The sequence below is a fragment of the Shewanella sp. SM20 genome (genome assembly GCF_025654545.1).
Taxonomy (GTDB): Bacteria; Pseudomonadota; Gammaproteobacteria; order Enterobacterales; family Shewanellaceae; genus Shewanella; species Shewanella oncorhynchi.
The window spans coordinates 1-24026 of record NZ_JAKKRK010000043.1; the positions used below are offsets into that span (position 1 = coordinate 1).

A 24026-nucleotide genomic window follows, 5' to 3' on the forward strand; every position below is an offset into this window, starting at 1 on the left:
TGATGGTTCAATGCCTGTTGTGGCTAGTTGGTTTACACGCACAGCAACAGGGCTGGGATAAGCATTTTCAGGCCAATACCATTGGGCATCGAACGGTACTCTCAACGATTCGCTTGGGATTGGAGGTACTCAGGCGGCCTGATTATCAAATCACGGAGAAAGAATTGCTGGCGGCCTGGGTATTATTCGCCAATCAGTTGCTCAAATATGGCTATGCTATGGCTGATTTATGAGGGGATCCTTCAGGGCAGAGTATTAAGTTTCACTCAAACACCATTTGTACCATAGGCCGTAATTAATAGTTTTATTTTGTTCATGTTTTAAGTAGCTTAGTTTAAAAGTAATAGAGTCTAAAAGTGACTTAACTTAATTAGTACTCACACGAGTACTCACTTAGAAAGAAAGGTAGTTTTATATGAAAAGACAACAAGGTTTTACCTTAATTGAATTAGTCGTAGTGATCATTATCTTAGGTATTCTTGCTGTCACAGCGGCACCTAAGTTTATTAACCTGCAAGGTGATGCGCGTGTTTCTGCTTTGAATGGCCTAAAAGCCTCAATCCAAGGTGCAAATAGCTTGGTTTATTCTAAAGCGGCCTTGGCTGGAGAAGAGAAAAAAGCAGCAACAGCAACTCCTCCTCCTTCTGTTGATATTGGCACAGGTACTAACGCAGTTACGCAATTTGGCTATCTTCAAGCAACAGAAATTGAGTTGGAGAATGCTATAGAAGTGAGCTTTGATGAAGGAACCAGTGCTACAGATCCAACAGTTGCTACTGACACCGGTGCAGATTGGATTATATTTGAAGGTCAGGGTATTGTGACCATGTGGCAAAAAGGTGCTCCAGCAGAATGTCGTTTTACTTATAAACAAGCAGAAAGTGCGACAGTTGCTCCTGTTTTCTCTGCAATTCCTGATGCTTCTGATTGTTAATATGCATTTATGAAAAGGCCTGCCTAGCAGGCCTTTTTTTTAGATAAAATGCGGTTCTTACATGATTTTAAATAAATGAGTCCGCCAAGAGTTTTCCGACATTTATTTGCGTTAATCATATCGTTGGCAGAAACTGAACCTAGTACATGAAATCAGCAATTAACGCGAGTGATGCTTAAATTCTCTATGTCAAAACAGGCCGGATTTACTTTAGTAGAATTAGTAACGACCATCATCTTGATTTCAATTCTTGCTGTGGTTGTACTGCCACGCCTGTTTACTCAGTCTTCCTACAGTGCCTATAGTTTACGTAACGAGTTCATTAGCGAGCTGCGTCAAGTACAGCAAAAAGCGCTCAATAATACCGACAGATGTTTTCGTGTAACTGTTTCTGGCACTGGCTATCAAGTGAGTCAATTCTCTGCCCGAAATGGGGCGGTTTGTTCTGGTACCGCATTATCGCCAAACCCGCTTTATACCCAAGCTTTTCAAGGTGGTGCTCAATTAGTGCTAGTGAGCACTAACAGCAGCAACTTTACCCTTGATTTCGATATCAATGGCCGACTTTTTCCAAGCTGTAATAGTGATTGTATTCGCGTGACTGCAAATGACACTGTGATGATTAATGTCTCCAGCGAGGGCTATATTTATGCCAACTAATGCTCTCTTTAAAGGACATATTCAAGCTCGTCAATTAGGTTTTACCCTTATCGAATTAGTCATTGGTATGTTAGTGATTGGCATTGCAATAGTGATGCTAACCAGCATGTTATTCCCCCAAGCTGATCGTGCGGCCAGTACCTTACATAGAGTACGCAGTGCTGAGCTTGCACATTCGGTGATGAATGAAATCTGGGGTAAACGTTACGATCAAAACACCAATGCCAATGGTGGCACGCCAGCCTGTGGTAGTCCGCTAGGGAGTAATTGTTCAACGTTATTAGGCCCTGAGTTCGGTGAGAGTCGTAACAACTTTAACGATGTGGATGATTACAACGGCTTAAATGAAACCGCGACTATGCTCAATTCGACCCAAACCTATGCAAATGCTTATCCTAACTATCACTTAAGCGTCACAGTTGCCTATGGCGCAGTGTCCAATACTAAGCTAGTGACGATTAATGTGACTACGCCCGACAACGAAGTGATTACTTACAATATGGTGAGGAGTAATTACTGATGGCCTCACCTTTATCTACGGTTAATAAAAAATCCACACTAGGTTTTACCTTGGTCGAGATGGTCACCGTTATCTTGATTCTGGGGATTCTTGTGGTCGGGGTGAGTAGCTTTATTATTTTTGGTACGCGGATTTTTGTGGAGTCGAGTTCAGTCGATCAGGTACTCAGTCAGAGCCGTTTTGCCGTTGAGCGAATGACCCGTGAGCTACGTAGTGCTTTGCCCAACAGTGTGCGTCTTAATAGCGATTCGCTGACCTATCAATGTGTTGAATTTGTACCGATCGAGGCCAGCACGACTTATCTTGCTATGCCAATTATCCCCGCTGCGGCCGCGAGTACTGGCATAGTTATTCTAGATAATACCGCGAGTGCGATTCGCGTGAATCAATTCGCTTGGATCTATCCCTTGGTTGACGCCGATGTGTATAGCAGCGCGAGACAAAAACGAGCACAGATTAAAACACCTCCTCTGACCTTGGCTAATCAAGTGACACTGACTTTTACTGCGCCAACACGTTTTGCCGAAGCATCACCACGACAAAGGATCTATTTTGGTTCGAGTCCTGTGAGCTATTGCTTTGAAAAGGGGGCAAGCGGTAATTATTTGCAAATAGTGCGTTATGCTGGTTATAACTTTAATACCGTTCAACCAAATCCAGCCACTATGGGCACGGGCGTGCTAATGGCGCAAAGTGTGGCAAATGTTTTAAATAATGGTGCTGATTTACCGCTGATTTTAACGCCATCTAGCCTAGTGAATAATGCCATGGTGCATTTACAACCGCGGTTTAATGTAAATGGTGAGACGTTCCAATATCGACATCAAGTGCAGGTGATCAATGTCCCTTAATTCACATTGTCGCTCGGTAGGGCGTAACTCAGCATCCAGATCATCACTATCAAGATCGTCCTCTCACGCTCTGCCTGCGCGTCAACACGGCAGTGCATTGATTATTGGCGTATTTGTGATCACTGTGATGTTTCTACTGGCGTCAGCCCTGATCAATATTGTGCAGGATGGGGATACTGGATTAACCCAAGAGGTGTGGGGGACTCGTGCCTTTGCTGCCGCGAACAGTGGCGCCGATGCCGCATTGGCAACATTGTTCCCATTAAATGGTTTAGTTGGCATTTGCCCTGCAACGAGCACTTGGAATCCACCTAATGTAACTGGTTTCCATGCCTGCACTGTGACCTTGACGTGCAAAGCCTATGCGGTAGGTACAACCACCCAATATCGAATCAACAGTAAAGCAGTATGTGAAAGCGGCGAGACCCGTGTTAGCCGACAAGTTGAGGTAGAAGCTCGTGGGAATTAATCTTTTTTATCGTGCCATATTGGCAGCACTTATCTTGAGTTTTCCCTCGTCAGTGATGGCATTCGACCCTATTGACCAGACTGTTATTTTTGCCAAGGTTGCTCAAGGACACCATGGTGATAATTCTAATGTATGCCATCAAATATCATCGGCACAGCTGATGATAAACGGTAATGGCATCATTAATGGTACTGGTGGTGCTAGATTAGATTATTGTTCGAGTAACGATGGCAGCGGGCTTGCTGATAACAGTTGTGATAACGGGTCTGGTGGAGTGCGAAAATGTACTATTGATGGCAGTGATATTCGAGGGTTAAATTTAACTGGGAACAACGCTTTTTTATCGAGTAGCGGCGCTGGTGGCGGTTATGGTTCTTGTAATACTGGCGAGCAATTAACGCTTGGTGGTAATGGGCAAAGTCAGTTTAGCAATGTTTCGCTTTATTCTGCTTGTACTCTGACTCTATCGGCAACTCAAAATGAGTATCGATTTAACGCTATCGCTATTGGGGGTGGCGCGACACTCGTTTTACCTGAAGGGGACTATTGGGTAGATAGTTTTACTTTGAATCAAGATGCTAAGGTGATTTTGCAAGGCAATGTCCGCATTTTTATAAAGCAACAGTTTGAATTAAATGGCAGTAAATTCAATGAAAATAATGCTGCTTCTGCTCTTATTATCGGTTATAGCAATATTCAGCTAAATAGTGATGCTGTACTCAATGGGCGAGTTTATAGCGATGCAACATTAAGTCTAAATAATAACTCGATTATCAATGGCCGAGTCACCAGCCGTTATTTGGTTATGAGTAGTGGTCGTATTAATGATTATGTACCGGTATTACAGTGTTTTAATGACACTTTCTCCCAAAGTGCATTAAGCAGTGATTGGGTCGTTTCCCGTAGCAGTGGCACTTTTACTCCATCTATTCGAAGTGGTCGATTACGCTTAACCGAAGCTAAATCTGACCAATCTACGGCATCTACCTATCAAAGACTCTTTCCTGGAAAAGCTAACTTAGTGGAGATCCAGTTTGATCACTATGCCTATGGTGGCAATGGTGCCGACGGCATTGCGGTAGTGTTATCGGATGCTTCTATAACGCCGCAGCCTGGTGCCTTTGGCGGTCCATTGGGTTACGGTTATAAACCTGGTATTAATGGGTTCGCGGGTGGTTGGCTTGGGTTTGGTATTGATGAGTTCGGTAACTTCTCTGGTGAAGGCGGTAGTTCTAATGTCGGCCAGCGACGCCAGTCCGTTGCGGTTCGCGGTTCGGGTGTCGGCACGTCAGGGTATAATTATTTACGCGGCGCTTGTAGTAATGGCACTACTAATACGAACGGTAGTTGCTTATCGCCTGCGGTAGACGGCAATAATGTATCGCCTGCGCACAGGTATAAAATCACAATTGATTCGCAAGCCGCGAATCAATCTATTGTGAAAATTGAGCGTAATACAGGTTCGGGTTTTGTGACTTTAGTTCCCGCATTTAACGCCGCAGCACAAAATGGTCAGGCGGCCATTCCAAGTGATTTTTTATTGTCTTTAACGGGCTCAACGGGGGGCTCAAATAACAACCACGAAATCGATAACGTGCAAATTTGTGCGTTAAAATCGAATCCTATTGGTGCTCAGATCGATCATTTTGAGTTTGATCATACGGGTCAAGGTCTGACCTGTAATGCTGAGACGGTAACGATTAGAGCCTGTGCCAATGCCAATTGTAGTCAACTCTTTACTGCACCTATTAGCGCAACCTTATTACCTGATTCTGCGGCAGATGGCGTATGGGTTGGCGGTAATCAAGTGAGCTTTAGCGGTGGCACGGCGCAACTGCAACTGAGGCGAAATACTCCCGGTGTAGTGACTTTAGGGGTGAAGGGCTCTAATCCCACCACCAAACCCTTAAGCAAAACCCTTTGCCGTATTGGTAATGGTGGCTTGAGTGAGAACAATTGTTCACTCACCTTTGCCGACAGTGGTTTTGTATTCGATGTACCCGATAAGCGTGCGAATCGCCCCGAGCAAGTGTTAGTCAAAGCGGTGAAGAAATCCGATGTGACGAAGCAGTGTGTCCCAAGCTTCCAAAGCCAGACCAAAACGCTGAATTTCTGGAGCAGTTACCAAACGCCAAGCGCGCCTATCTCGCCTAAAGCCGTCACCATCAACAATACGGCAATTGGCACCTCGAGTACCTTGCCTACGGCGGTGAACCTGCTGTTTGATACCAACGGACAAGCAAGCATTTCAGTCAATTACCCTGATGCAGGTAAATTACAATTAGATGCAAAATATACAGGTACTGGTGATGAACAGGGCTTAGTCATGGCAGGTTCAGACCAATTTGTCAGCGTACCAGCGGGATTGTGTGTTAAGCCTGTAGATGCCAATGCTAGCTGCTCAAGCGCGAATATGACGTGTAATGTCTATCGTAAAGCGGGTCAAACCTTTGGCATGACGGTGCAAGCTATGGCTTGGCAGGTAGATAATGATAGCGATTTTTGTAGTGGTAATCTGCCAACGCCCAATTTTATTGATACTGCTATGACACTAGCCAGTAAAGTGATCGCTCCAACTCTAGCCAGTGGCGCGAACAATGGTGTGTTAGGTGTAACTTCTTACAGCCATAGCGCGCAAATTAATAATCTGAATACCATCAATAATCAAACGATTAGCGAGGTTGGAGTATTCCAGATTTCAGCTACGGCCAAGGCTAATTACCTTGGTTCTGCGAGTAGTTTAAATATCCCTACCGCAAATTCTGTCAATATTGGCCGTTTTGTGCCCGATAGATTTTTAGTCAGTAACGTATCGGTCATACCCGCCTGCGGCGGCTTTAGCTATATGGATCAGTTGTTCCCTATGTCGATGGAGCTCAGTGCTTTAAATATCGCGGGGGATATAACGAAAAACTATTTCCCGCCATTTTCCCTCGCCACTGCCAAATTAGTGGGAGAAAACAACAATAATGGTGTCGATTTACAGAGTCGCTTAAGTGCCTTACCTATAAAGGCTGATAGTTGGAATCAAGGTGTGGCGACGGTCGATGCTTCTTACCAAGCTAACTTTAGTCGGGTGACCCCAAATGTGGCGACGAATCTGTATCAGGATGGCCCCTTCGAGCTGCTCGATATTGGCGTGCAATTGATGGATAACGATCCTCGGCCGAATGGGCTTTACAGCTATGTGGCCTCACCAGACATGGATGCGGCATCTACAGGCACTTGCACTAACTGTAATGCTAAGAAAATCAGCACTCAAACCCTTCGTCATGGTCGTGTGGTGATGGATAACACCTATGGTCCTGAGACAGAAATACTGCGTATGCCGACTCGAGCCGAATATTGGAATGGCAGCAGCTGGGCCTTAAATACTGCCGATAACTGCACAACGGCAGTGTATGCTTTGGGTTCGCAGGTTGATCATTCCGCTCTGGGTTACAATTTTGATCCCGACTTAGTGGCGGGACAAAGTGTTGTGCGTTCTGGCGGGACTGCAACATTCCAAGCTGGCCAATTTGAGTTGCTCTGGCAAGCCGTTACAACAAGTGGGTTGCCATACCGCGGCCAAGTGATGGCGCCCTTGGATGTGCCGACATGGCTAGAATGGTACTGGAATTGGAATGGCGTATCGCCAACAGCGGTCACTGAACCGCGGGCAAGTGCGTATTTTGGTCGTTATCGAGGGCATGATAAAATAATCTATTGGCGTGAGGTAAACTAATCTGAGTTATTTCTCTCATTAAATTGAACTCAGGCTTTCCCTTGAAATGGGCTGCCATTTTACTTATTAGAAGTCGACGAAAACGCTTGTAACAGATTCTAAATGCAATGCCTTAGTTTGATATTTGTTGCTGAATTGTATGTTTGCTCGTTTTTTGTTGCTGATATTTTCGTCAATAAACAGTATTTTCCGCTTAAATACTGTTTTTTACGTGGCGATTTGAAAAAAAATCACTTCATTAGCGATTGTTAACCTCCTCGGTCTTGTGGAATCAGGGTGGCATTGATAAAGTTAGCTGATTTTTCTTTTCTTCTGACTCCACAGAATACAGGCTAGTTACATGTTTAAGAAGCTACGCGGCATTTTTTCTAATGATCTATCGATCGATTTGGGTACAGCTAACACATTAATTTATGTTCGTGGCGAAGGCATAGTCCTCAATGAGCCTTCTGTTGTTGCTATACGTGGTGAGCGTAGTGGCTCCGGTCAGAAATCTGTTGCCGCGGTCGGCACAGAAGCTAAACAAATGCTAGGCAGAACGCCTGGCAATATCCAAGCTATCCGCCCAATGAAGGACGGTGTTATTGCAGATTTTTATGTGACGGAGAAAATGTTGCAGCACTTTATTAAACAAGTGCACAACAATAGTTTTTTTCGTCCAAGTCCACGCGTGCTTGTGTGTGTGCCCGTTGGTGCTACTCAAGTAGAACGCCGTGCTATTCGTGAATCAGCCATGGGCGCTGGTGCTCGCGAAGTGTATTTAATTGAAGAACCAATGGCAGCTGCGATTGGTGCGGGTTTACCCGTATCTGAAGCGACCGGCTCTATGGTGGTGGATATCGGTGGTGGTACCACTGAAGTCGCGATTATTTCACTTAATGGTGTAGTGTATTCGTCTTCGGTACGTATCGGCGGTGATAAGTTTGATGATGCGATCATCAACTACGTCCGCCGTAATTACGGGAGCTTGATTGGTGAAGCTACGGCTGAGCGTATCAAGCACACTATCGGCACTGCTTATCCTGGCGATGAAGTGCTCGAGATCGAAGTCCGCGGCCGTAATTTGGCAGAAGGTGTACCTCGTAGCTTTACACTGAACAGCAATGAAATTTTAGAAGCCTTACAAGAGCCATTATCTGGCATCGTAAGTGCTGTGATGGTGGCGTTAGAACAATCTCCACCAGAATTAGCTTCAGATATTTCTGAGCGCGGTATGGTGTTAACTGGCGGCGGCGCTTTATTGCGTGATTTAGACCGTTTATTAATGCAAGAAACCGGAATTCCTGTAATGGTGGCGGACGATCCATTGACCTGCGTAGCACGTGGCGGTGGTAAAGCCCTCGAAATGATTGATATGCACGGCGGCGATCTGTTCTCCGAAGAAACCTAATTTAACTTCGGTATGGGGCGGTTAATCACCGCCTTAGCTTTCCTATGAAGCCAATTTTTGTTCGTGGTATTTCAAACCAATTCCGTCTGACACTGGCAATTATTTTGTCGGTGGCTTTGCTCGTGGCTAATCATCGCCTCGATCCTGTACGGCAATCGTTATCCTCTTTCTTTAGTCCATTGCAGTATTTAGCGAGCGTGCCCGGTGTTGCGCTTGACTGGTCGTCTGAAAGTTTTGCCACCCGCAATATGTTAGCGTTGCAGAATAAAGAGCTGCTCAGGCAGCAATTGCTGATGAGTGAACGCTTACAGCGTTTCGAACACTTACGCCAAGAAAATGAACGTTTACGCGCACTGTTGGGCTCACCAGCCTACCTTGATTCGCGCAAAATGGTGGCTGAAGTATTGGAGGTTGCTAGCGATCCTTTCCATCACTATGCGGTGCTAAACCATGGTTCACGCAGTGGTGTATTTGTTGGGCAGCCTGTGGTCGATGCCCAAGGGGTTGTTGGCCAAGTGGTACAAGTCAGTGAAATGACCAGTAGGGTGTTATTGCTCTCCGATGTATCACACGGATTACCTGTGCGTATCACCCGTAATGATGTGCGCCTTGTTGCCAATGGTACGGGTGAGTTAGATGAAATAGAGCTGCGCCATGTGGCCAAGAGTACTGACATTCGTGTTGGCGATTTGCTGGTCACATCAGGTTTAGGGAATCGTTTCCCGGAAGGTTATCCGGTTGCGCGGGTAATGGAAGTGTTGACTGAAGATGGCCAAAGTTACGCTCGAGTCACCGCCCAGCCTTTAGCGGCGTTAGATCGTATTCGTTATTTATTGTTGATTTGGCCATCCCCCGATTCTGGTGTGACTTTACCGAGTCAGCCTACCGTGCCTGCTGCGGATCATTCATCGAGCGATAATGTATCAAAAGCAGATAGCGCTGTTCCTGCTGGTGGAAGTGTCACGCCAGCAGAGGCTTCTAAACCTGTGACCGCGCCTGCGACCAAACCGTCAACGGAAACCACTCCTCCTGTGGCTGAGGTGCATTAATGAGTTTTCAGGCCGCCAATGGGCGCTTTATTGTTTGGGTGACATTATTTATCGGCGTGATCAGCCAGATCATGCCTTTACCAAGTGCTGTTGATGCTTGGCGTCCAGACTGGCTATTAATGATTGTTCTCTATTGGTCTATCGCATTACCCCACAGATACAACATCTTAACCGCATGGGTTTTAGGCCTAGTATTAGATATTTTATTGGGAGCCACCTTAGGTGTGCGTTCTTTAGCCATGTCTTTGGTTATTTATATTGCTATCTTGCATTGCCAGCGTTTGCGAAACTTCCCTCAATGGCAGCAGTCGTTAGTGATCATGCTACTGATTTGTATTTATCACTTAGTGATTTACTGGGTGGAATTTGTGATGCAAGAGGCTGTTTTCAAAACAGATCTATTTTTACCTGCGATTTCAGGATTAGTGATCTGGCCTTGGATATTTTGGATTTTACGTCGGGTTCGACGTCATTATAAGGTTCGTTAACTGTGGATTTAGTTTTAGCTTCAACTTCGCCACGTCGCAAAGAATTATTGGCACAGATTGGATTCGGTCGTCCTGAGTTTAGTTTCACGCAAGTGGCACCGGATATTGATGAAACTGTGCAACAGGGCGAAGCACCAAGGGATTATGTACGACGTTTAGCCGCTGAAAAAGCCCAAGCTGGACTGGCATTATGCGCAGATATGTCACAGCCTGCTGTATTAGGTTCTGATACTATCGTAGTGCTTGAAAATCAAATATTAGGTAAACCGCTGGATGTGGCCGATGCTAAGCAAACGCTCAGTGAACTGTCTGGCCGAACGCATACTGTGATGACGGCTGTGGCACTGACCTACAAAGCAGGCGAGTCTGACTCAACCTTAAAAACCTCAGTGCGCTTAGTCGAAACACAAGTGCGTTTTTGCGCTTTATCGACAGCTGACATTGAGGCTTATGTGGCTTCAAAAGAGCCCATGGATAAGGCGGGCAGTTATGGCATTCAAGGGCTCGGCGGTTGCTTTGTGGCTGCAATTGAAGGCAGTTATTCTGGCGTTGTAGGTTTACCTCTGGTTGAAACGCGTGAGTTGTTAGCCGAAGTTGGCTTTATTTAACTGCTGCTGGTTGCTTATATTGCGATTTTGGCTTGAGGTTAGAATGAACCTTATTGGCGTTTAGGGCTCTGAATCGAGTACTCCAATGACGTTGACCTTGTTCCTTTATTCGGTTTTCATGCTTAGAGAGTTTGTAACTTCGATTAATTAATCTAGTTTCCCGAATGGGGTGAGTCGTGAATACCAGTCGCTTAAATCCAAATAAAATACAGCGCAAGATGGGTTCAGAATTACTGATCAACGTAACTCCATCTGAGGCGCGCGTTGCTTTAGTTGAGCATGGTGTGCTGCAAGAAGTCCATATTGAACGCCGGATGAAACGGGGTTTAGTGGGGAATATTTACAAAGGTAAAATCAGCCGTGTGTTACCCGGTATGCAAGCCGCCTTTGTCGATATTGGCTTAGATAAAGCGGCTTTTTTACATGCGTCCGACATAGTACCGCACACTGAGTGTGTCGCCGATGTTGAGAAAGGTCATTTCGTTGTTCGTGATATCGCCGAGTTAGTCCGTCAAGGGCAAGACATTATGGTGCAAGTGGTTAAAGATCCGCTGGGCACTAAGGGCGCACGCCTAACGACCGATATCACGCTGCCTTCCCGTTATTTAGTCTTTATGCCAGGTTCTAGCCATGTTGGTGTTTCCCAGCGTATTGAACTAGAAGAAGAACGCAGTCGCCTCAAACAAATTACTTTGCCCTATGTTGATGATGACGGTGGTTTTATTATCCGCACTGCCGCCGAAGGTGTAGGGGAAGATGAGTTATCCCAAGATGCGGCATTTTTACGCCGAGTTTGGTCAAAGGTGAGTGAGCGACGTAAACGCAGTGGTGTGTCGCTCCTGTATCAAGATTTAGCCTTACCTGTGCGCATTGTGCGTGATTTTGTCGGTACTGAGCTGGACCGTATTCAAGTGGATTCTCGCCGCACTTTTGCCGAGTTGCAGTCTTTTGCGCAGGAGTTTATGCCAGAGATTGCCGATAAGATTGAGCACTATTCAGGGCCTGCGCCTATTTTTGATCTCTACGATGTGGAGAACGAAATTCAACGTGCACTCGGCCGTAAAGTCGAGCTCAAGTCTGGTGGCTATTTGATCATAGATCAAACTGAAGCCATGACGACTGTGGATATCAATACTGGCGCCTTTGTGGGGCACAGGAATCTTGAAGAAACCATCTTTAATACCAACCTCGAAGCGACCCAAGCGATAGCGAGGCAGTTACGTCTGCGTAATCTCGGCGGCATCATTATTATCGATTTTATCGACATGATGACGGCGGATCATAAGGCTCGTGTTCTTAGTAGCTTAACCAGCGCTTTGTCTAAGGATAGGGTAAAAACCAATGTGAGTGGTTTTTCGGGGTTAGGTCTAGTCGAAATGACCCGTAAGCGTACCCGCGAAAGTTTAGAGCATGTCGTCTGCGGCGAATGTCCGGCCTGCCATGGCACGGGGAGCATGAAGACAGTTGAGACGGTTTCCTATGAGGTCTTTCGCGAAATAATCCGTTTAAACCGTGCCTACGATGCTGATGAGTTCCTGTTGTATTGTTCGCCTGCCGTGTATCAAAGTCTGCATACCGATGATAATCATCTTATTGCTGAACTTGAGGTTTACATAGGTAAGCGCATCCGTTTGCAAAATGAGCCTATGTACTCACAGCACAAATACGATGTGGTGATGATGTAGTGGCTACGCTTTTTACTGCAAAAAAATTTAGCCGTTTTTGTTGGCAATTTCTGGCGCTTATTTTGGTCTTGTTTGCGCTTGCCGTCAGTTTGATCCGTGGTTTATTACCGCAGGTTGATGAAGTTCGCCAGCAACTGGTGAATTACGTAAAAAGCGAATATAAAGTCGATGTGCAAGTGGGGGAGTTATCCGCCCATTGGCAGGCATTTGGTCCTGCACTTAACATCGATGACTTAGTGATCCCGCCACAGGAACAACTGCCTGTGACCTTGATGATCAAGAACGTACAAGTGAAGTTAGATTTTTGGCAATCGCTGTTCACGCTCACCCCGCGAATCGAAGATGTTATTTTTGAGGGTGTCCATGTCGCTTTAGACATGGATAAACTTACCGAGAACGATCCCGCCACAATTAATAAAGCCCCGCAACTCGATTGGCTCTATGCCCTATTACTCAAACAACTCGATAGATTCTCCTTAACCAATGCCACAGTGCAATTGCTGAGCATGCACCAAGAGTTTCGCCCGATCCATATCCGTCATTTGAACTGGCGCAATCAGGGTGAACGTCACCGGGGTGCGGGAGAGTTGTATCTTGATAGTCATGCCTCTGAGCATGAGTCTCTCGGATTACAGTTAGATATCAAGGGTGATGGTGCAAATCCCGACAGTTTGACTGGGCAGATTTATTTGGCGGCTAACTCTTTGGATTTAGGTGAATGGGCTTCACGTCAGCCTAATCCCTATGATTCTACTCAAAAGTTACCCTTAGAAGGGGTTGTCAATCTTAAGGCTTGGCTTACGTTTGCCGACCGCAGCATCAGTTCTGCTATGGTTCATTTTGAGCCGAGCTGGCTGCAATGGACATTAAAGCAAGAGCCGCAGAAATTTGAAATTCAAGCGGGTGACATTGTTTGGCAGCCAAAGGCGACGGGTTGGGAAGTGCAAAGTTCAGGACTGGATTTTGTCACCAATGGTGAGCATTGGCCGGCGTTAATGCTGGCCGCGAAGCGTCAAAACGATGAATTATTTGCCTATGTGAATCAAGTTAATACTCAGAGTCTATTGCCGCTGCTGCCGCTATTCCCAGGAGTCGATAAAGCTGTATTGCGTCAATGGCATGCGTTAGCTCCCGAGGCTAATATTGGACCAATCCGCCTGTATCAAAAAGCCGACCAGCCTTTGCTCGCCAGTACCGAAGTGAAGCAGTTGCATTGGCAGAAGGTCGAGGGTATTCCCAATACTCATCCTGTAGATGTGAACCTTCGCTGGCAAGATAAGACGCTGTATTTCTCTCTACCTGAACAAGTGTACACCCTCGATTTTGGTGATGAATTTTCGGCGCCATTAGTGTTCAATGGTGCGCCAATTGATGGTCAATTCGATACTGAACATCTGAGTTTAAATGTGCCCCAGTTGCAGTTTGAAAACGAAGATATCGGCGTTGATGCGGCATTGAATTTGGACTTTAGCGGTGCTGCACACATGGCGCTGGCGGCCAATGTTCGTCTCAACAATGTGGCTAATGCCGACAAGTATTTCCCCAATAAGGCGATGGGTGAATCACTGGCCGAGTATTTGGATACTGGGCTTAAAGCGGGTCAGACCCAAGATGCGCAAGTTGTTTGGCGTGGTCCGTTAAGTGGTTTTCCCTTCGACGATAATAGCGGCGTATTTCAGGCAGCATTTACCTTAACAGATGCCAAATTTCAGTTTCAACCCGACTGGCCTGCGGTCACAGATCTGTCCCTTAACGCTTTGTTTGAAAATACCCGCATGGATCTTTGGTTAAACCAAGGCAAGCTGATGAATGTGGATGCCACAGGGGCCCATGTATTTATTCCCGCCATTGGTGAACAGACGCTGCTAAGGATTGAAGCCGAACTTGCTACTCAAGGCAGTGCGGCGACTAAGGTGTTACAAGCCTCACCTTTGGCGAACTCAGTAGGTAAAACCTTAGATGTCGTGCAAGTGCAAGGTGCTGTCACTGGCACTTTAGACATCAGCATTCCACTGTATGAAGGTGAAGCTGAAGATATTCGTGGTCAAATCCGTTTTGATAACACACCGGTATATATTGCTCAGCCAGGGCTTCAACTTCATGGCGTGACTGGTGTTGTCGACTTTGCGAATGAGGTTGTGACAGGAAAAGGCATCAAAGCGCGCTTGTTCGAACAACCGCTTAGTTTAACTTTCGACACTCAGCCTAAAGGTAAAGATTTTGGCCTTAATCTTTCGCTGAAAAGTCGTTGGGATCTCAGTCGTCTCCCCGATGAATTGCACAATCCCTTGAGTGATTTTTATCAGGGCAAAATCAGTTGGGACGGTGCTATGACTATGCTATTTACTGAGCAAGGTTATCAAATCCAAGCCAAAGTGACTTCGGATATGCTGGGGACGCAACTGTTACTCCCTGGATACTTTGCTAAACCCGAAAATGAACCACGACCTTTAGTCGCCGAGTTTGTTGGCGATCAAGATAATGCGACGCTCGATGTCAAACTTGCCAGTCATGCCGAGTTTATCGGTGGTTTCGATGCCGATAAAGGCGCAAATTTTAGTTATTTTGACTTGTTATTGGGGCGTTTATTCGATGTTGATGAAGCCAGAAATACGGAACAAGGTCATATTCAAATCGATCTCGGTAAGGCCAAATTAGCCGAATGGTTACCTGTGATTAATGCCTTTGTTGGTCAAGAGAAAATACCGAAAACGGGCATTTTAGTTGATGATATTCCACATAAAAGTTTATTTCCCGCGGTGGCGAGTATCGATTCTCATATCGGTCGGCTCGATCTTTTAGGGCAACAACTGACGGAGCTTAGGCTTAATGCTAAGCCTAACGAGACGGGATGGCGTTTTAATACCGTTGCCAACGAATTTGACGGTTGGATCGATTTCTATCCAAATTGGAAAACTCAAGGTCTCAAAGTTGTGGCGAATAAATTCTATTTTTCACCTGAGGTAAAGCCGAACTCGGATGCCGATTTTGCCAGTGATCAAGTGCTCACTAACTTGCCGCCAGTTGCAGTGAATGTGGAAGATTTTCGTTTCTTCGATAAATCCTTTGGAAAGCTTGTTTTGCAGGCGAGCCCACAAGCGGCAGGATATAAGATTCAAACATTGTCTTTGACTACGCCCAATGTCAATTTGCAGGGCAGTGGCATTTGGCAGCAACAGGCTGGACAGAATAAAACTGACCTCAGTGTTGAGTTAAATGCCACTCAGTTTAGTTATCTATCTGCTCAATTGGGTATAGAGCCTGGCGTTAATGAAGCCCCCTTGAAGGTTAATGCGGACTTATCTTGGCAAGGTGCTCCCTATGCCTTCTCCCTCGAAACCTTAAATGGCAAGGTGAAATTCAACTTAGGCAAAGGCCACTTATCTCAGGTGAGTGACAAGGGCGCGCGGATTTTCTCCCTGTTCAGTTTAGATTCTTTGGTGCGTAAACTGTCGCTGGATTTCACCGATGTCTTCGGTCAGGGCATGTATTTCAATTCTTTCAATGGCAATTTGCAGATTGATAATGGCGTGGTGAAAACTACAGACACTGAAATGGATGCCATCGCGGGTAATATGAAGGTGCGTGGCTATACGGATCTCACCACTGAAAGTTTGAATTACGATATCCGCTTTGTGCCGCAGTTGGCCTCAAGTGTGCCGACTGTCGTATTGCTCAGTACCAGCGCTTGGACACTGGGTCTGGGAGCCTTTGCCCTGACAAAAGTGCTTGAGCCTGTGATTGAAGTGATTTCAGAAATTCGTTTTCGGGTGACTGGGACTATGGCTGAGCCTGTGGTCGAAGAGTTAGAGCGTAAGAGTAAAGAGATTGAAATTCCAGAATCTATTTTACCTGTAGTTGGCGTTGAGCGCCCAGCGGTGCCGACTGAAGCCGCGAGTCATAACGCCGATATCACTCAGCCGGTAGAGACTAAATCGACCGAGGCTCAATTAACAGAAGCTAAGCCAACTGAAACTAAGTTAACTGAAGCTCAGTCAACTGAAGTTAAACCAAGCAACGCTAAATCTGAGCCACAGCTTCAAGCAACACAACCAGAAGCGCTCGAGCCACAAGACGTTAAGCCTGAAGAGGCCAGATCTGAAGAATCAAAGTCAGAAGAGCTAAAGCCAGCAACAGATCAAATTAAAGCGCTCGATTTAAAGCGGGAGCAACCTCAAGCGACGCCTTCGCCTGAAGCGCCGAACACGCCTGCCACACCAGAGAATCAGCCAGCAGTAGAACCGATTAAGCAAATTCAGGGAGATCAGAATGCACATCAGCCTGTTGCAATGTCAGAGCAGTCGCGACGTCAGCGCCAATCTGCTGTTTATCGAATCGCAGCTTAACGAACTCAGACGGGATGCCGATGCGCCCCATTTAGTCGTGTTACCCGAATGCAGCTTACTGTTTGGTGGCCATGAAAGTCAGCAACTTGTCTATGCGGGCGATGTTCATCAGAGTCCGCTCAAATCGGCGTTAAGTGCACTGGCCGCCAAGTATCGGGTGTTTATGGTCGCGGGGACTATTCCGGTGTTGGCTGAGGATGGTCGTGTCTATAGTCGCAGTTATCTGTTTGATGATAAAGGTGATACTTTAGGGCATTACGATAAACTGCACCTTTTTGATGTGGATGTTGCCGATGGTACAAAACAATATCGCGAGAGCGAAACCTTCTGCCCCGGTGATCACATTAGCGTTATCGATACACCTTTTGGCAAAATTGGCTTAACCATCTGTTATGATTTACGCTTTCCCGACTTGTTTAGGGCGATGCGCCTTGCGGGGGCTGAGATTATTACTGTCCCTTCTGCCTTCACTAAGGTGACGGGGGAAGCCCATTGGCAGGTATTGTTACAGGCAAGAGCGATTGAAACCCAATGCGTTATTCTTGCTGCAGCTCAGTGGGGACAGCATAACGAAGGTAGCCGCGAAACCTGGGGGCAGAGCATGATAGTCGGTCCTTGGGGGAATATTTTGGCTGAACTTAAAACCGGTACTGGTTGGGTACAGGCTGAGGTCGACTTAACCGAACTGCACAGTATTCGCAGTAAAATGCCCGTCATGCAGCATAATCGTTTCCTTGAACCAAGCTTGAAATAATGTGCCAGTAGCCAGTAGCCAGCAGACGAGTTGAAATGCTGAATTTGCGCTTGAGTCGATACGCAGCATTAACACATAGAATTAGTACACCGAATTTACACTCAGAATATCAAGATCCCTTGGGGTCAAAGAGAGCATAGATGCCATTTTTAGCACAAGTAGAGCAAAGTTTATTGAAGAATGGGTTAGCGCTAGATGGCCTGCAAACCTATCTAAACACCATACATCAGCACAAAATCGATTATTCCGATCTCTATTTTCAAGGTAGTCGCCACGAATCTTGGGTGCTGGAAGACGGCATCATCAAAGACGGTAGTTTCCATATTGAACGCGGTGTGGGTGTGCGGGCCATCAGCGGTGAGAAAACGGGTTTTGCCTATGCAGATGATATCACTCCTGCCGCCTTAAGCGCTGCAGTACAGGCTGCCCGTGGCATTGCTAGTGCGGGTGAGCAGACTCAGGTACAAGCCTTTAAACGTCAAAAAGCATTGGCGTTATACGACAGCTTAGATCCGATTGCGGCGATGGAAGAAGTCAAAAAAATCAACCTGCTGAAAGAAGCCGATGCTTTTATTCGCAGTCTAGATAGCCGGATTATTCAAGTGGTGGTTAGCCTTGCTGGTGTGCACGAAGAAATCCTCGTTGCTGCGAGTGATGGCACTCTGGCGGCCGATATCCGTCCTCTGGTGCGTTTTAACTGTAGCGTGATTTTGGAAGAAAACGGTAAACGTGAACGTGGTGGCGCTGGTGGTGGTGGTCGTCATGACTACGGCGTGTTAATGGCAAGCGATGACACAGGTTTACCTATGTGTTTCGCCTTTGCCCGCGAAGCCGTGCGTCAAGCGCAAGTTAACCTTAACGCCATCGATGCACCAGCGGGTGAAATGCCAGTGGTGTTAGGTAATGGCTGGCCCGGTGTATTGCTCCACGAAGCGGTTGGACATGGTTTAGAAGGCGACTTTAACCGTAAGGGCAGCAGTGCCTTTAGCGGCAAGGTTGGTCAGCAAGTTGCGTCTAAGTTAGTGACTGTGGTCGACGATGGCACCTTGCCTAATCGTCGTGGTTCACTCAGCATCGACGATGAAGGTGTACAAACCCAAAGAACCGTATTGATTGAAGACGGTATTTTAAAGGGTTACATCCAAGACAAACTCAATGCTCGCTTAATGGGTGTTGCGCCAACGGGTAACGGTCGCCGCGAATCCTACGCGCATTTGCCTATGCCACGTATGACCAATACTTATATGACGGCCGGTGAGTCAGATCCCAGTGAGATTATTAAGTCAGTGAAGAAGGGTATTTACGCCCCTAACTTTGGCGGTGGTCAAGTTGATATCACTTCGGGTAAGTTTGTGTTCTCAGCATCCGAAGCCTATTTGATTGAAAATGGTGAAGTTACTCAAGCCATTAAGGGTGCTACTTTAATCGGTAATGGCCCTGAGGCTATGAGCCAGATTTCTATGGTCGGTAACGATATGGCTTTAGATCAAGGTGTGGGCGTTTGTGGTAAAGACGGTCAAAGTGTGCCTGTGGGTGTGGGTCAACCGACCCTAAAACTCGATAAGCTCACCGTGGGCGGAACAGCATAAAACCTAGAACCTTACGTCTATAGGTTCTAGTCGCTACCCACCATGAATGTTATCATTCGCAAAGGAAATTAGAGTAACTACTCTAGAGGTGTTAATGAAACTATCACGTGTAGTCTGGCTTTGCCTATTATCATTGCCTTCGGCTGGCTATGCTCAGCCGATTAGCTTTACTGATGCTTGGCAGCAAGTGCTGAAGGTGAGCGACAAATTGCAAGCGCAATCGCAGGAAGTTAACCGCGCTAAGGGTGAACAAGAGGCGGGCGAGAGCTTAAATTTGCCCTCATTAGACATTCGCGGTAACTATATTCATTTGGATAAACCGATTGAGTTTGATCTGAAAGAATTAAATTCTGTGATTTCTATCCCGCCATCGCTTGGGGGCATTATTGCGGGTATTCCGCCGCTGCCCTTAAGTGAACAAGATATTTTTAGCGCCAGCTTACAGGCAATGTGGCCGATTTATACGGGCGGACAAATCACTGCGGCTCAAGGTATACACGCGGCTATGGTGGCCGAGAAGCAACAAGAATTACAATTGGCTACTCGTGATTTATTTACCCTGCTGGTGGATAGATATTACGCTGTCGATGTGACGTTGGCATTGGTGAATACTCAGACTGATCTGGTTGGCTCGTTAGCTAAGCATGTTGATCATGCTTTAGCACTAGAGCGCGAAGGGCAAATTGCGAAGGTTGAGCGCCTCAATGCGCAGGTCGCCCTAGACAATGCTAAAGTCAATTTAGGCAGTGCTCGTCGGCAACACGAAATGGCAGTGATCGCGCTGGCACGTATGCTACAGCAAAGTCAGGTGAGCACAAATTCTCCCTTATTTGTACTGCCACAGGCTCCTTCATTCGCTCAACTCAGCCAAATTACCCTGAGCCAACATCCGGCGCTCAAATTACTCGAAGCGAAAGAAACGCAAGCGAACGGTTTAATAGCGTTGGAAAAAGGTAAATACCATCCAACGGTTTTCCTCTTCGGTAACTACACCTTGTATGAAGAAGACACACTCTTGACGAGCATCACACCTGACTGGATGGTTGGGGTTGGGGTCAATGTGCCACTGATCAGCCGCGATGGTCGTAGCGGTAAGGTCGAAGCGGCGAAAAGTGCACTCTTACAAGCTCGTTATACCAAGGCACAAACTAAACAAGACTTGAGCCTGCTGGTGGATCAAAGCTATCGCCAATTATTACAGGCCGAGGAAGAAGTGACGGCGCTCGATACTTCGCTCGAACTTGCTATTGAAAACCTGCGTCTTAGGGAAATCGCCTTTAATCAAGGGCTTTCAACTTCTATCGACAGAGTCGATGCGGAGCTGAAACTAAGCGCGGTGAAAACTCAGCAATTGGCTGCCCGTTATCGTTATGTGCAAGCCTATGCCAGATTAATGGCCATTAGTGGTCAACTAGATGAATTTATCGGTCGTACCACAGCCCCTACCCAAGTGCAGGAGACAAACAATGCGCGCTAACAGAATACTTGCCCTTGTGGCGTTGGTCGCATTAGGCCTTATCTTAGCCTATGGACTCAAGCTCGCTTATAGCCCGCAGCCGAGTTTGTTGCAGGGCCAGATTGAAGCCCGTGAGTACAATGTTTCGTCCAAGGTGCCAGGCCGAGTCGAGCAAGTGCTCGTGCGCCGCGGTGATAGTGTTGCCCAAGGGGATTTATTATTTGCGATCCGCAGTCCTGAGCTAGATGCAAAGTTAATGCAGGCCGAAGGTGGCCGTGATGCCGCTAAGGCGATGCAGCTAGAAGCCAACAACGGTGCTCGCAGTCAAGAAGTGATGGCAGCCAAGGAGCAATGGCTCAAGGCGCAGGCGGCGGCAACGCTCGCTAAAACCACCTATACCCGAGTCGAAAACTTATTTAACGAAGGTGTGGCGGCAAGACAAAAACGCGATGAAGCCTTTACCCAATGGCAAGCGGCAAAATACACAGAACAAGCTGCCTTAGCCATGTATCAAATGGCAGAAGAAGGCGCGCGGACGGAAACCAAAGTGGCTGCAGCAGGTAATGCCCGTAAGGCTGAAGGTGCAGTGAAAGAAGTTAGCGCCATTATGGAAGATAGCCAAATGCGCGCACCTAAATCGGGTGAGATCAGCGACGTGCTGTTACAGGCGGGTGAATTGGCCCCCAGTGGTTTTCCGATTGTCAGTCTGATTGATATGCAGGATGCTTGGGCCGTGTTCCAAGTGCGAGAAGACCAACTTAAACGTTTCAAAAAAGGTCAAACAATTCAATTAACGATTCCGGCACTCGGGCAGGATGTGGATTTTACTGTGTCCCATATCAGTGTGATGGGTGAGTTTGCCACTTGGCGTTCGACCGAAAGTGGCCATGATTTTGATATGCGAACCTTTGAAGTGGAATTGCGTCCAAACCAGCCGATTACCGATCTGCGTGTCGGCATGTCTGTGTTGCTGCGTAGTGAGTAAAAGTCGTGACTGAACGTACGCCTCACGCCAACGCGGCGGACAAGATTAAGGGTGAATCACAGCCATCGAGCATAAGCTTTATGGCGTTGCTCACAGCGTTAGTTCGCCGTGAGCTGCGTGCCCTATGGCATGACCCTTGGCAGTTAGCGCTGATAAGTTATATTCCACTACTGGGAATTTTATGCTTATGGTGGTTATTCAGTGCAGGTCTGCCAAGGCAACTGCCCGTGGCGATTGTCGACCAAGATCATAGTCAATTGAGCCGCATGTTGACCCGTCAGCTTAAGGCAAACCCAGTTACCGATCCGCAAAGTTTTACCGACTTATCCTCGGCGATAAGCGCGATGCAACAGGCGAAAGTCTACGCTATTGTGGTTTTTCCCTATGATATGAAAAAGGATTTACTTACAGGCCATAAGCCTACAATTGATGTGCGCTACAACAGTCAATTTTTGCTGGTGGGTAAGTTACTCTCAAGCCAAATTCAGCTGAGTTTAGGCGACGGATTACAGCAAGTGGCGGGTTTAAAGCAGCTCGCAAATGGTACACCGAAATCCCAAGTCGCAGTGAATTTAAGCCCAGTCAAAAGCCAAACAACAGCCCTGTTTAACCGAAATAACAACTACATAGGTTTCTTAGTACCGCCAGTGCTGATTGCGCTGTGGCAGTTGTTATCTATGTTAGTGATGGCAAACAGTTTAAATCGAGAGCTGCATTTAGCGCCTACCACTCAGGCCGATGGCATGTCGAATCTCTTAACTGAACATTTTTGGCCTAAGGTGTGGGCGAAAATGGTGCTGTTTACGCCGATATTGATGCTGCAGGGCGGCTTTATTTTAGCTTGGCTGTATTTGTATCTTGCTCTGCCGATGGCGGGGAGTTTAGCCCTATTATTGCTAGCGCAATTAGTCATGTTATTGGCAGTCTGGAGCTTAGTGTTATTAATATTTGTAGTGATGCGTGACAGTGCGCGGGTCATCAGCTTTTGTACCGCTTTATTTGCGCCAGCGTTTGCCTTTATGGGCATTACTTTTCCGACTCACGAAATGCCGCAATTAGCCCAGTGGTGGCGACTTATCATGCCATCGAGCCATTATATTGAGTCCCATGTTAGTATCGTGAGTTATGGCGCTCCTTGGCCAAGTGTAGCGAGCCAAATCACCAGCTATTGGGGCTTTATCTGTCTGATACCTTTGATATATTTCCTGTCGCGTAAATTACTGCCTACCACAGTTAACACCAATGCTGCAGTGACGGTTTATGACTCGGACGCAGCTATATCTGCGAAGGGGCAATAGGATGAATTTATCCAATAGCGAACACGCAAACACCCCACGTCAGCTCAGTCTGTGGCGACTGATCCTCACTGAGTTTAAGGCCATTATTAGCGATAAAGCGATCGCTGTGACCTTATTTGGCGGTGTACTGTTTTATTCGGTTTTGTATCCTTTGCCCTATCTGAATCAAGTGCCGACCGAGCAACAACTGATCGTGGTGGACTTAGACCATTCTTCCCTAAGCCGTCAATTGATCCGTCATGCCGATGCCAGCGCAAAAATTCAAGTCATAGGTCAAGTCGGTTCGATTACCGAGGCGAAGCGATTTATTGAGACGCGTAAGGCCCACGGCTTACTCGTGATCCCTGAAGGATTCCGCCGCGATTTATTGCTCGGTAAAGGTGTGACGCTAAGCTATGGCGGTGATGCTAGTTACTTTTTGATTTATTCCGCGGTTGTTGAAGGCTTAGTTAGCGCTGGAATGGATGCGGGTAAACAAGTGCAATTGATTGGCATGCTTGCTCAAGGACAAAATCCTAAGCAGGCCCAAGAGAGTTTAAACTCGCTTCATCTTAACAGTGTGCCAGCCTTTAACCAGAGCCTAGGTTATACGCCCTATGTAGTACCTGGACTGTTCTTGCTGATTTTGCACCAAACCTTACTCATAGGTACTGGCATTTTGGGGGCAGGGCAATGGCGGCATAAAGGGTATTGGCAGCAGGTGTCACCGGTGCAATTAGTCTGTGGTCGTATTCTTGCTTTCATGTTGATTTATATCTTCTTTACCAGCTTTTATGTGGGCTATTGTTATCACTGGTATAACGTGAGTATTCAAGCGAGCCTTGGCTTAGTTGCGCTGTGGTTATTGCCGTTTTTACTGGCTACCGCCGCCGCAGGTGTTGCCATGAGCACCTTGTTCACCCGCCGTGATTTACCCACCCAGGTGCTACTGCTGATCTCTATGCCTATTCTATTCGTGTCAGGTTTTGTGTGGCCGATAGCACTGATCCCAGAACCTTTAGTACTCGGCTCACAGTTTATTCCCGCCGTACCCGCGATTATGGGCATGCTAGAACTCAATCAAATGGGCGCAAGTTGGGCGAGTGTGATGCCCAAGTGGCTACAACTCTGGGGCTTATTTGCGGTCTTTTTCGGCCTAGCGATGTTGGGGATTAAGCGTCGAGCGAGATTGTTGCTGACTGGTACCCATTAGTTTTTAGCGATACCTTAGATTTATATTT

General features: G+C 46.8%; 18 protein-coding genes and 1 pseudogene. All 19 read left to right on the forward strand.

The genetic code is table 11. The features are described from left to right. A pseudogene (locus tag L5M18_RS16690) lies at positions 1 to 233 on the forward strand (IS4 family transposase); the annotation flags it as partial. Between the two features lie 182 nt (positions 234 to 415). Next, complete coding sequence (locus tag L5M18_RS16695; RefSeq protein ID WP_263148049.1) at positions 416 to 934, forward strand: type II secretion system protein; 519 nt, start codon at positions 416 to 418, stop codon at positions 932 to 934. A gap of 171 nt (positions 935 to 1105) precedes the next feature. Then, complete coding sequence (locus L5M18_RS16700) at positions 1106 to 1594, forward strand: type II secretion system protein (RefSeq protein WP_263197841.1); 489 nt, start codon at positions 1106 to 1108, stop codon at positions 1592 to 1594. After that, complete coding sequence (locus L5M18_RS16705) at positions 1584 to 2114, forward strand: prepilin-type N-terminal cleavage/methylation domain-containing protein (RefSeq protein ID WP_263197843.1); 531 nt, start codon at positions 1584 to 1586, stop codon at positions 2112 to 2114. Before L5M18_RS16700 ends, L5M18_RS16705 begins: the two co-directional genes overlap by 11 nt. Then, entirely contained in the window at positions 2114 to 2965 is an 852-nt protein-coding gene (locus L5M18_RS16710; RefSeq protein WP_263197844.1) for a PilW family protein, read from the forward strand. Before L5M18_RS16705 ends, L5M18_RS16710 begins: the two co-directional genes overlap by 1 nt. Continuing rightward, positions 2955 to 3434, forward strand: a complete 480-nt coding sequence (locus L5M18_RS16715) for an MSHA biogenesis protein MshP (protein WP_263148054.1) — start codon at positions 2955 to 2957, stop codon at positions 3432 to 3434. Before L5M18_RS16710 ends, L5M18_RS16715 begins: the two co-directional genes overlap by 11 nt. Next, positions 3424 to 7158, forward strand: coding sequence for a DUF6701 domain-containing protein (locus L5M18_RS16720; protein WP_263197846.1), 3735 nt, complete (start codon positions 3424 to 3426; stop codon positions 7156 to 7158). Before L5M18_RS16715 ends, L5M18_RS16720 begins: the two co-directional genes overlap by 11 nt. Before the next feature lie 340 nt (positions 7159 to 7498). Further along, positions 7499 to 8548 (forward strand): rod shape-determining protein, encoded by a 1050-nt coding sequence (locus L5M18_RS16725; protein ID WP_105251284.1) that lies wholly within the window; start codon positions 7499 to 7501, stop codon positions 8546 to 8548. A 44-nt stretch (positions 8549 to 8592) separates the two neighbouring features. Further along, positions 8593 to 9597 carry a rod shape-determining protein MreC gene (gene mreC / locus L5M18_RS16730; protein WP_263148058.1) on the forward strand — a complete coding sequence of 335 codons (1005 nt, stop codon included), beginning with the start codon at positions 8593 to 8595 and terminating at the stop codon, positions 9595 to 9597. Continuing rightward, positions 9597 to 10085, forward strand: coding sequence for a rod shape-determining protein MreD (mreD, locus tag L5M18_RS16735; protein WP_105251286.1), 489 nt, complete (start codon positions 9597 to 9599; stop codon positions 10083 to 10085). Before mreC ends, mreD begins: the two co-directional genes overlap by 1 nt. 2 nt (positions 10086 to 10087) lie before the next feature. Next, positions 10088 to 10693 (forward strand): Maf family protein, encoded by a 606-nt coding sequence (locus tag L5M18_RS16740; protein WP_198573065.1) that lies wholly within the window; start codon positions 10088 to 10090, stop codon positions 10691 to 10693. Between the two features lie 218 nt (positions 10694 to 10911). After that, complete coding sequence (gene rng / locus L5M18_RS16745) at positions 10912 to 12378, forward strand: ribonuclease G (protein WP_168825804.1); 1467 nt, start codon at positions 10912 to 10914, stop codon at positions 12376 to 12378. Further along, entirely contained in the window at positions 12378 to 16724 is a 4347-nt protein-coding gene (locus L5M18_RS16750; RefSeq protein ID WP_263197847.1) for a YhdP family protein, read from the forward strand. The genes rng and L5M18_RS16750 overlap by 1 nt, the downstream gene beginning before the upstream one ends. Then, the gene (locus L5M18_RS16755) at positions 16648 to 17478 is read left to right on the forward strand and encodes a carbon-nitrogen hydrolase family protein (protein WP_263197848.1); all 831 of its coding nucleotides are present in this window, start codon (positions 16648 to 16650) and stop codon (positions 17476 to 17478) included. The genes L5M18_RS16750 and L5M18_RS16755 overlap by 77 nt, the downstream gene beginning before the upstream one ends. A gap of 140 nt (positions 17479 to 17618) precedes the next feature. Then, positions 17619 to 19067, forward strand: a complete 1449-nt coding sequence (gene tldD, locus L5M18_RS16760; RefSeq protein WP_113940074.1) for a metalloprotease TldD — start codon at positions 17619 to 17621, stop codon at positions 19065 to 19067. 94 nt (positions 19068 to 19161) lie between these two features. Then, on the forward strand, positions 19162 to 20544 hold the full coding sequence (locus L5M18_RS16765) for a TolC family protein (protein WP_263172904.1): 1383 nt from the start codon (positions 19162 to 19164) through the stop codon (positions 20542 to 20544). Next, on the forward strand, positions 20534 to 21508 hold the full coding sequence (locus L5M18_RS16770; protein ID WP_107402716.1) for an HlyD family secretion protein: 975 nt from the start codon (positions 20534 to 20536) through the stop codon (positions 21506 to 21508). Before L5M18_RS16765 ends, L5M18_RS16770 begins: the two co-directional genes overlap by 11 nt. A gap of 80 nt (positions 21509 to 21588) precedes the next feature. Further along, on the forward strand, positions 21589 to 22806 hold the full coding sequence (locus L5M18_RS16775) for an ABC transporter permease (RefSeq protein ID WP_263197871.1): 1218 nt from the start codon (positions 21589 to 21591) through the stop codon (positions 22804 to 22806). Between the two features lies 1 nt (position 22807). After that, entirely contained in the window at positions 22808 to 23998 is a 1191-nt protein-coding gene (locus L5M18_RS16780) for an ABC transporter permease (RefSeq protein WP_263197850.1), read from the forward strand. Positions 23999 to 24026 lie beyond the last annotated feature (28 nt).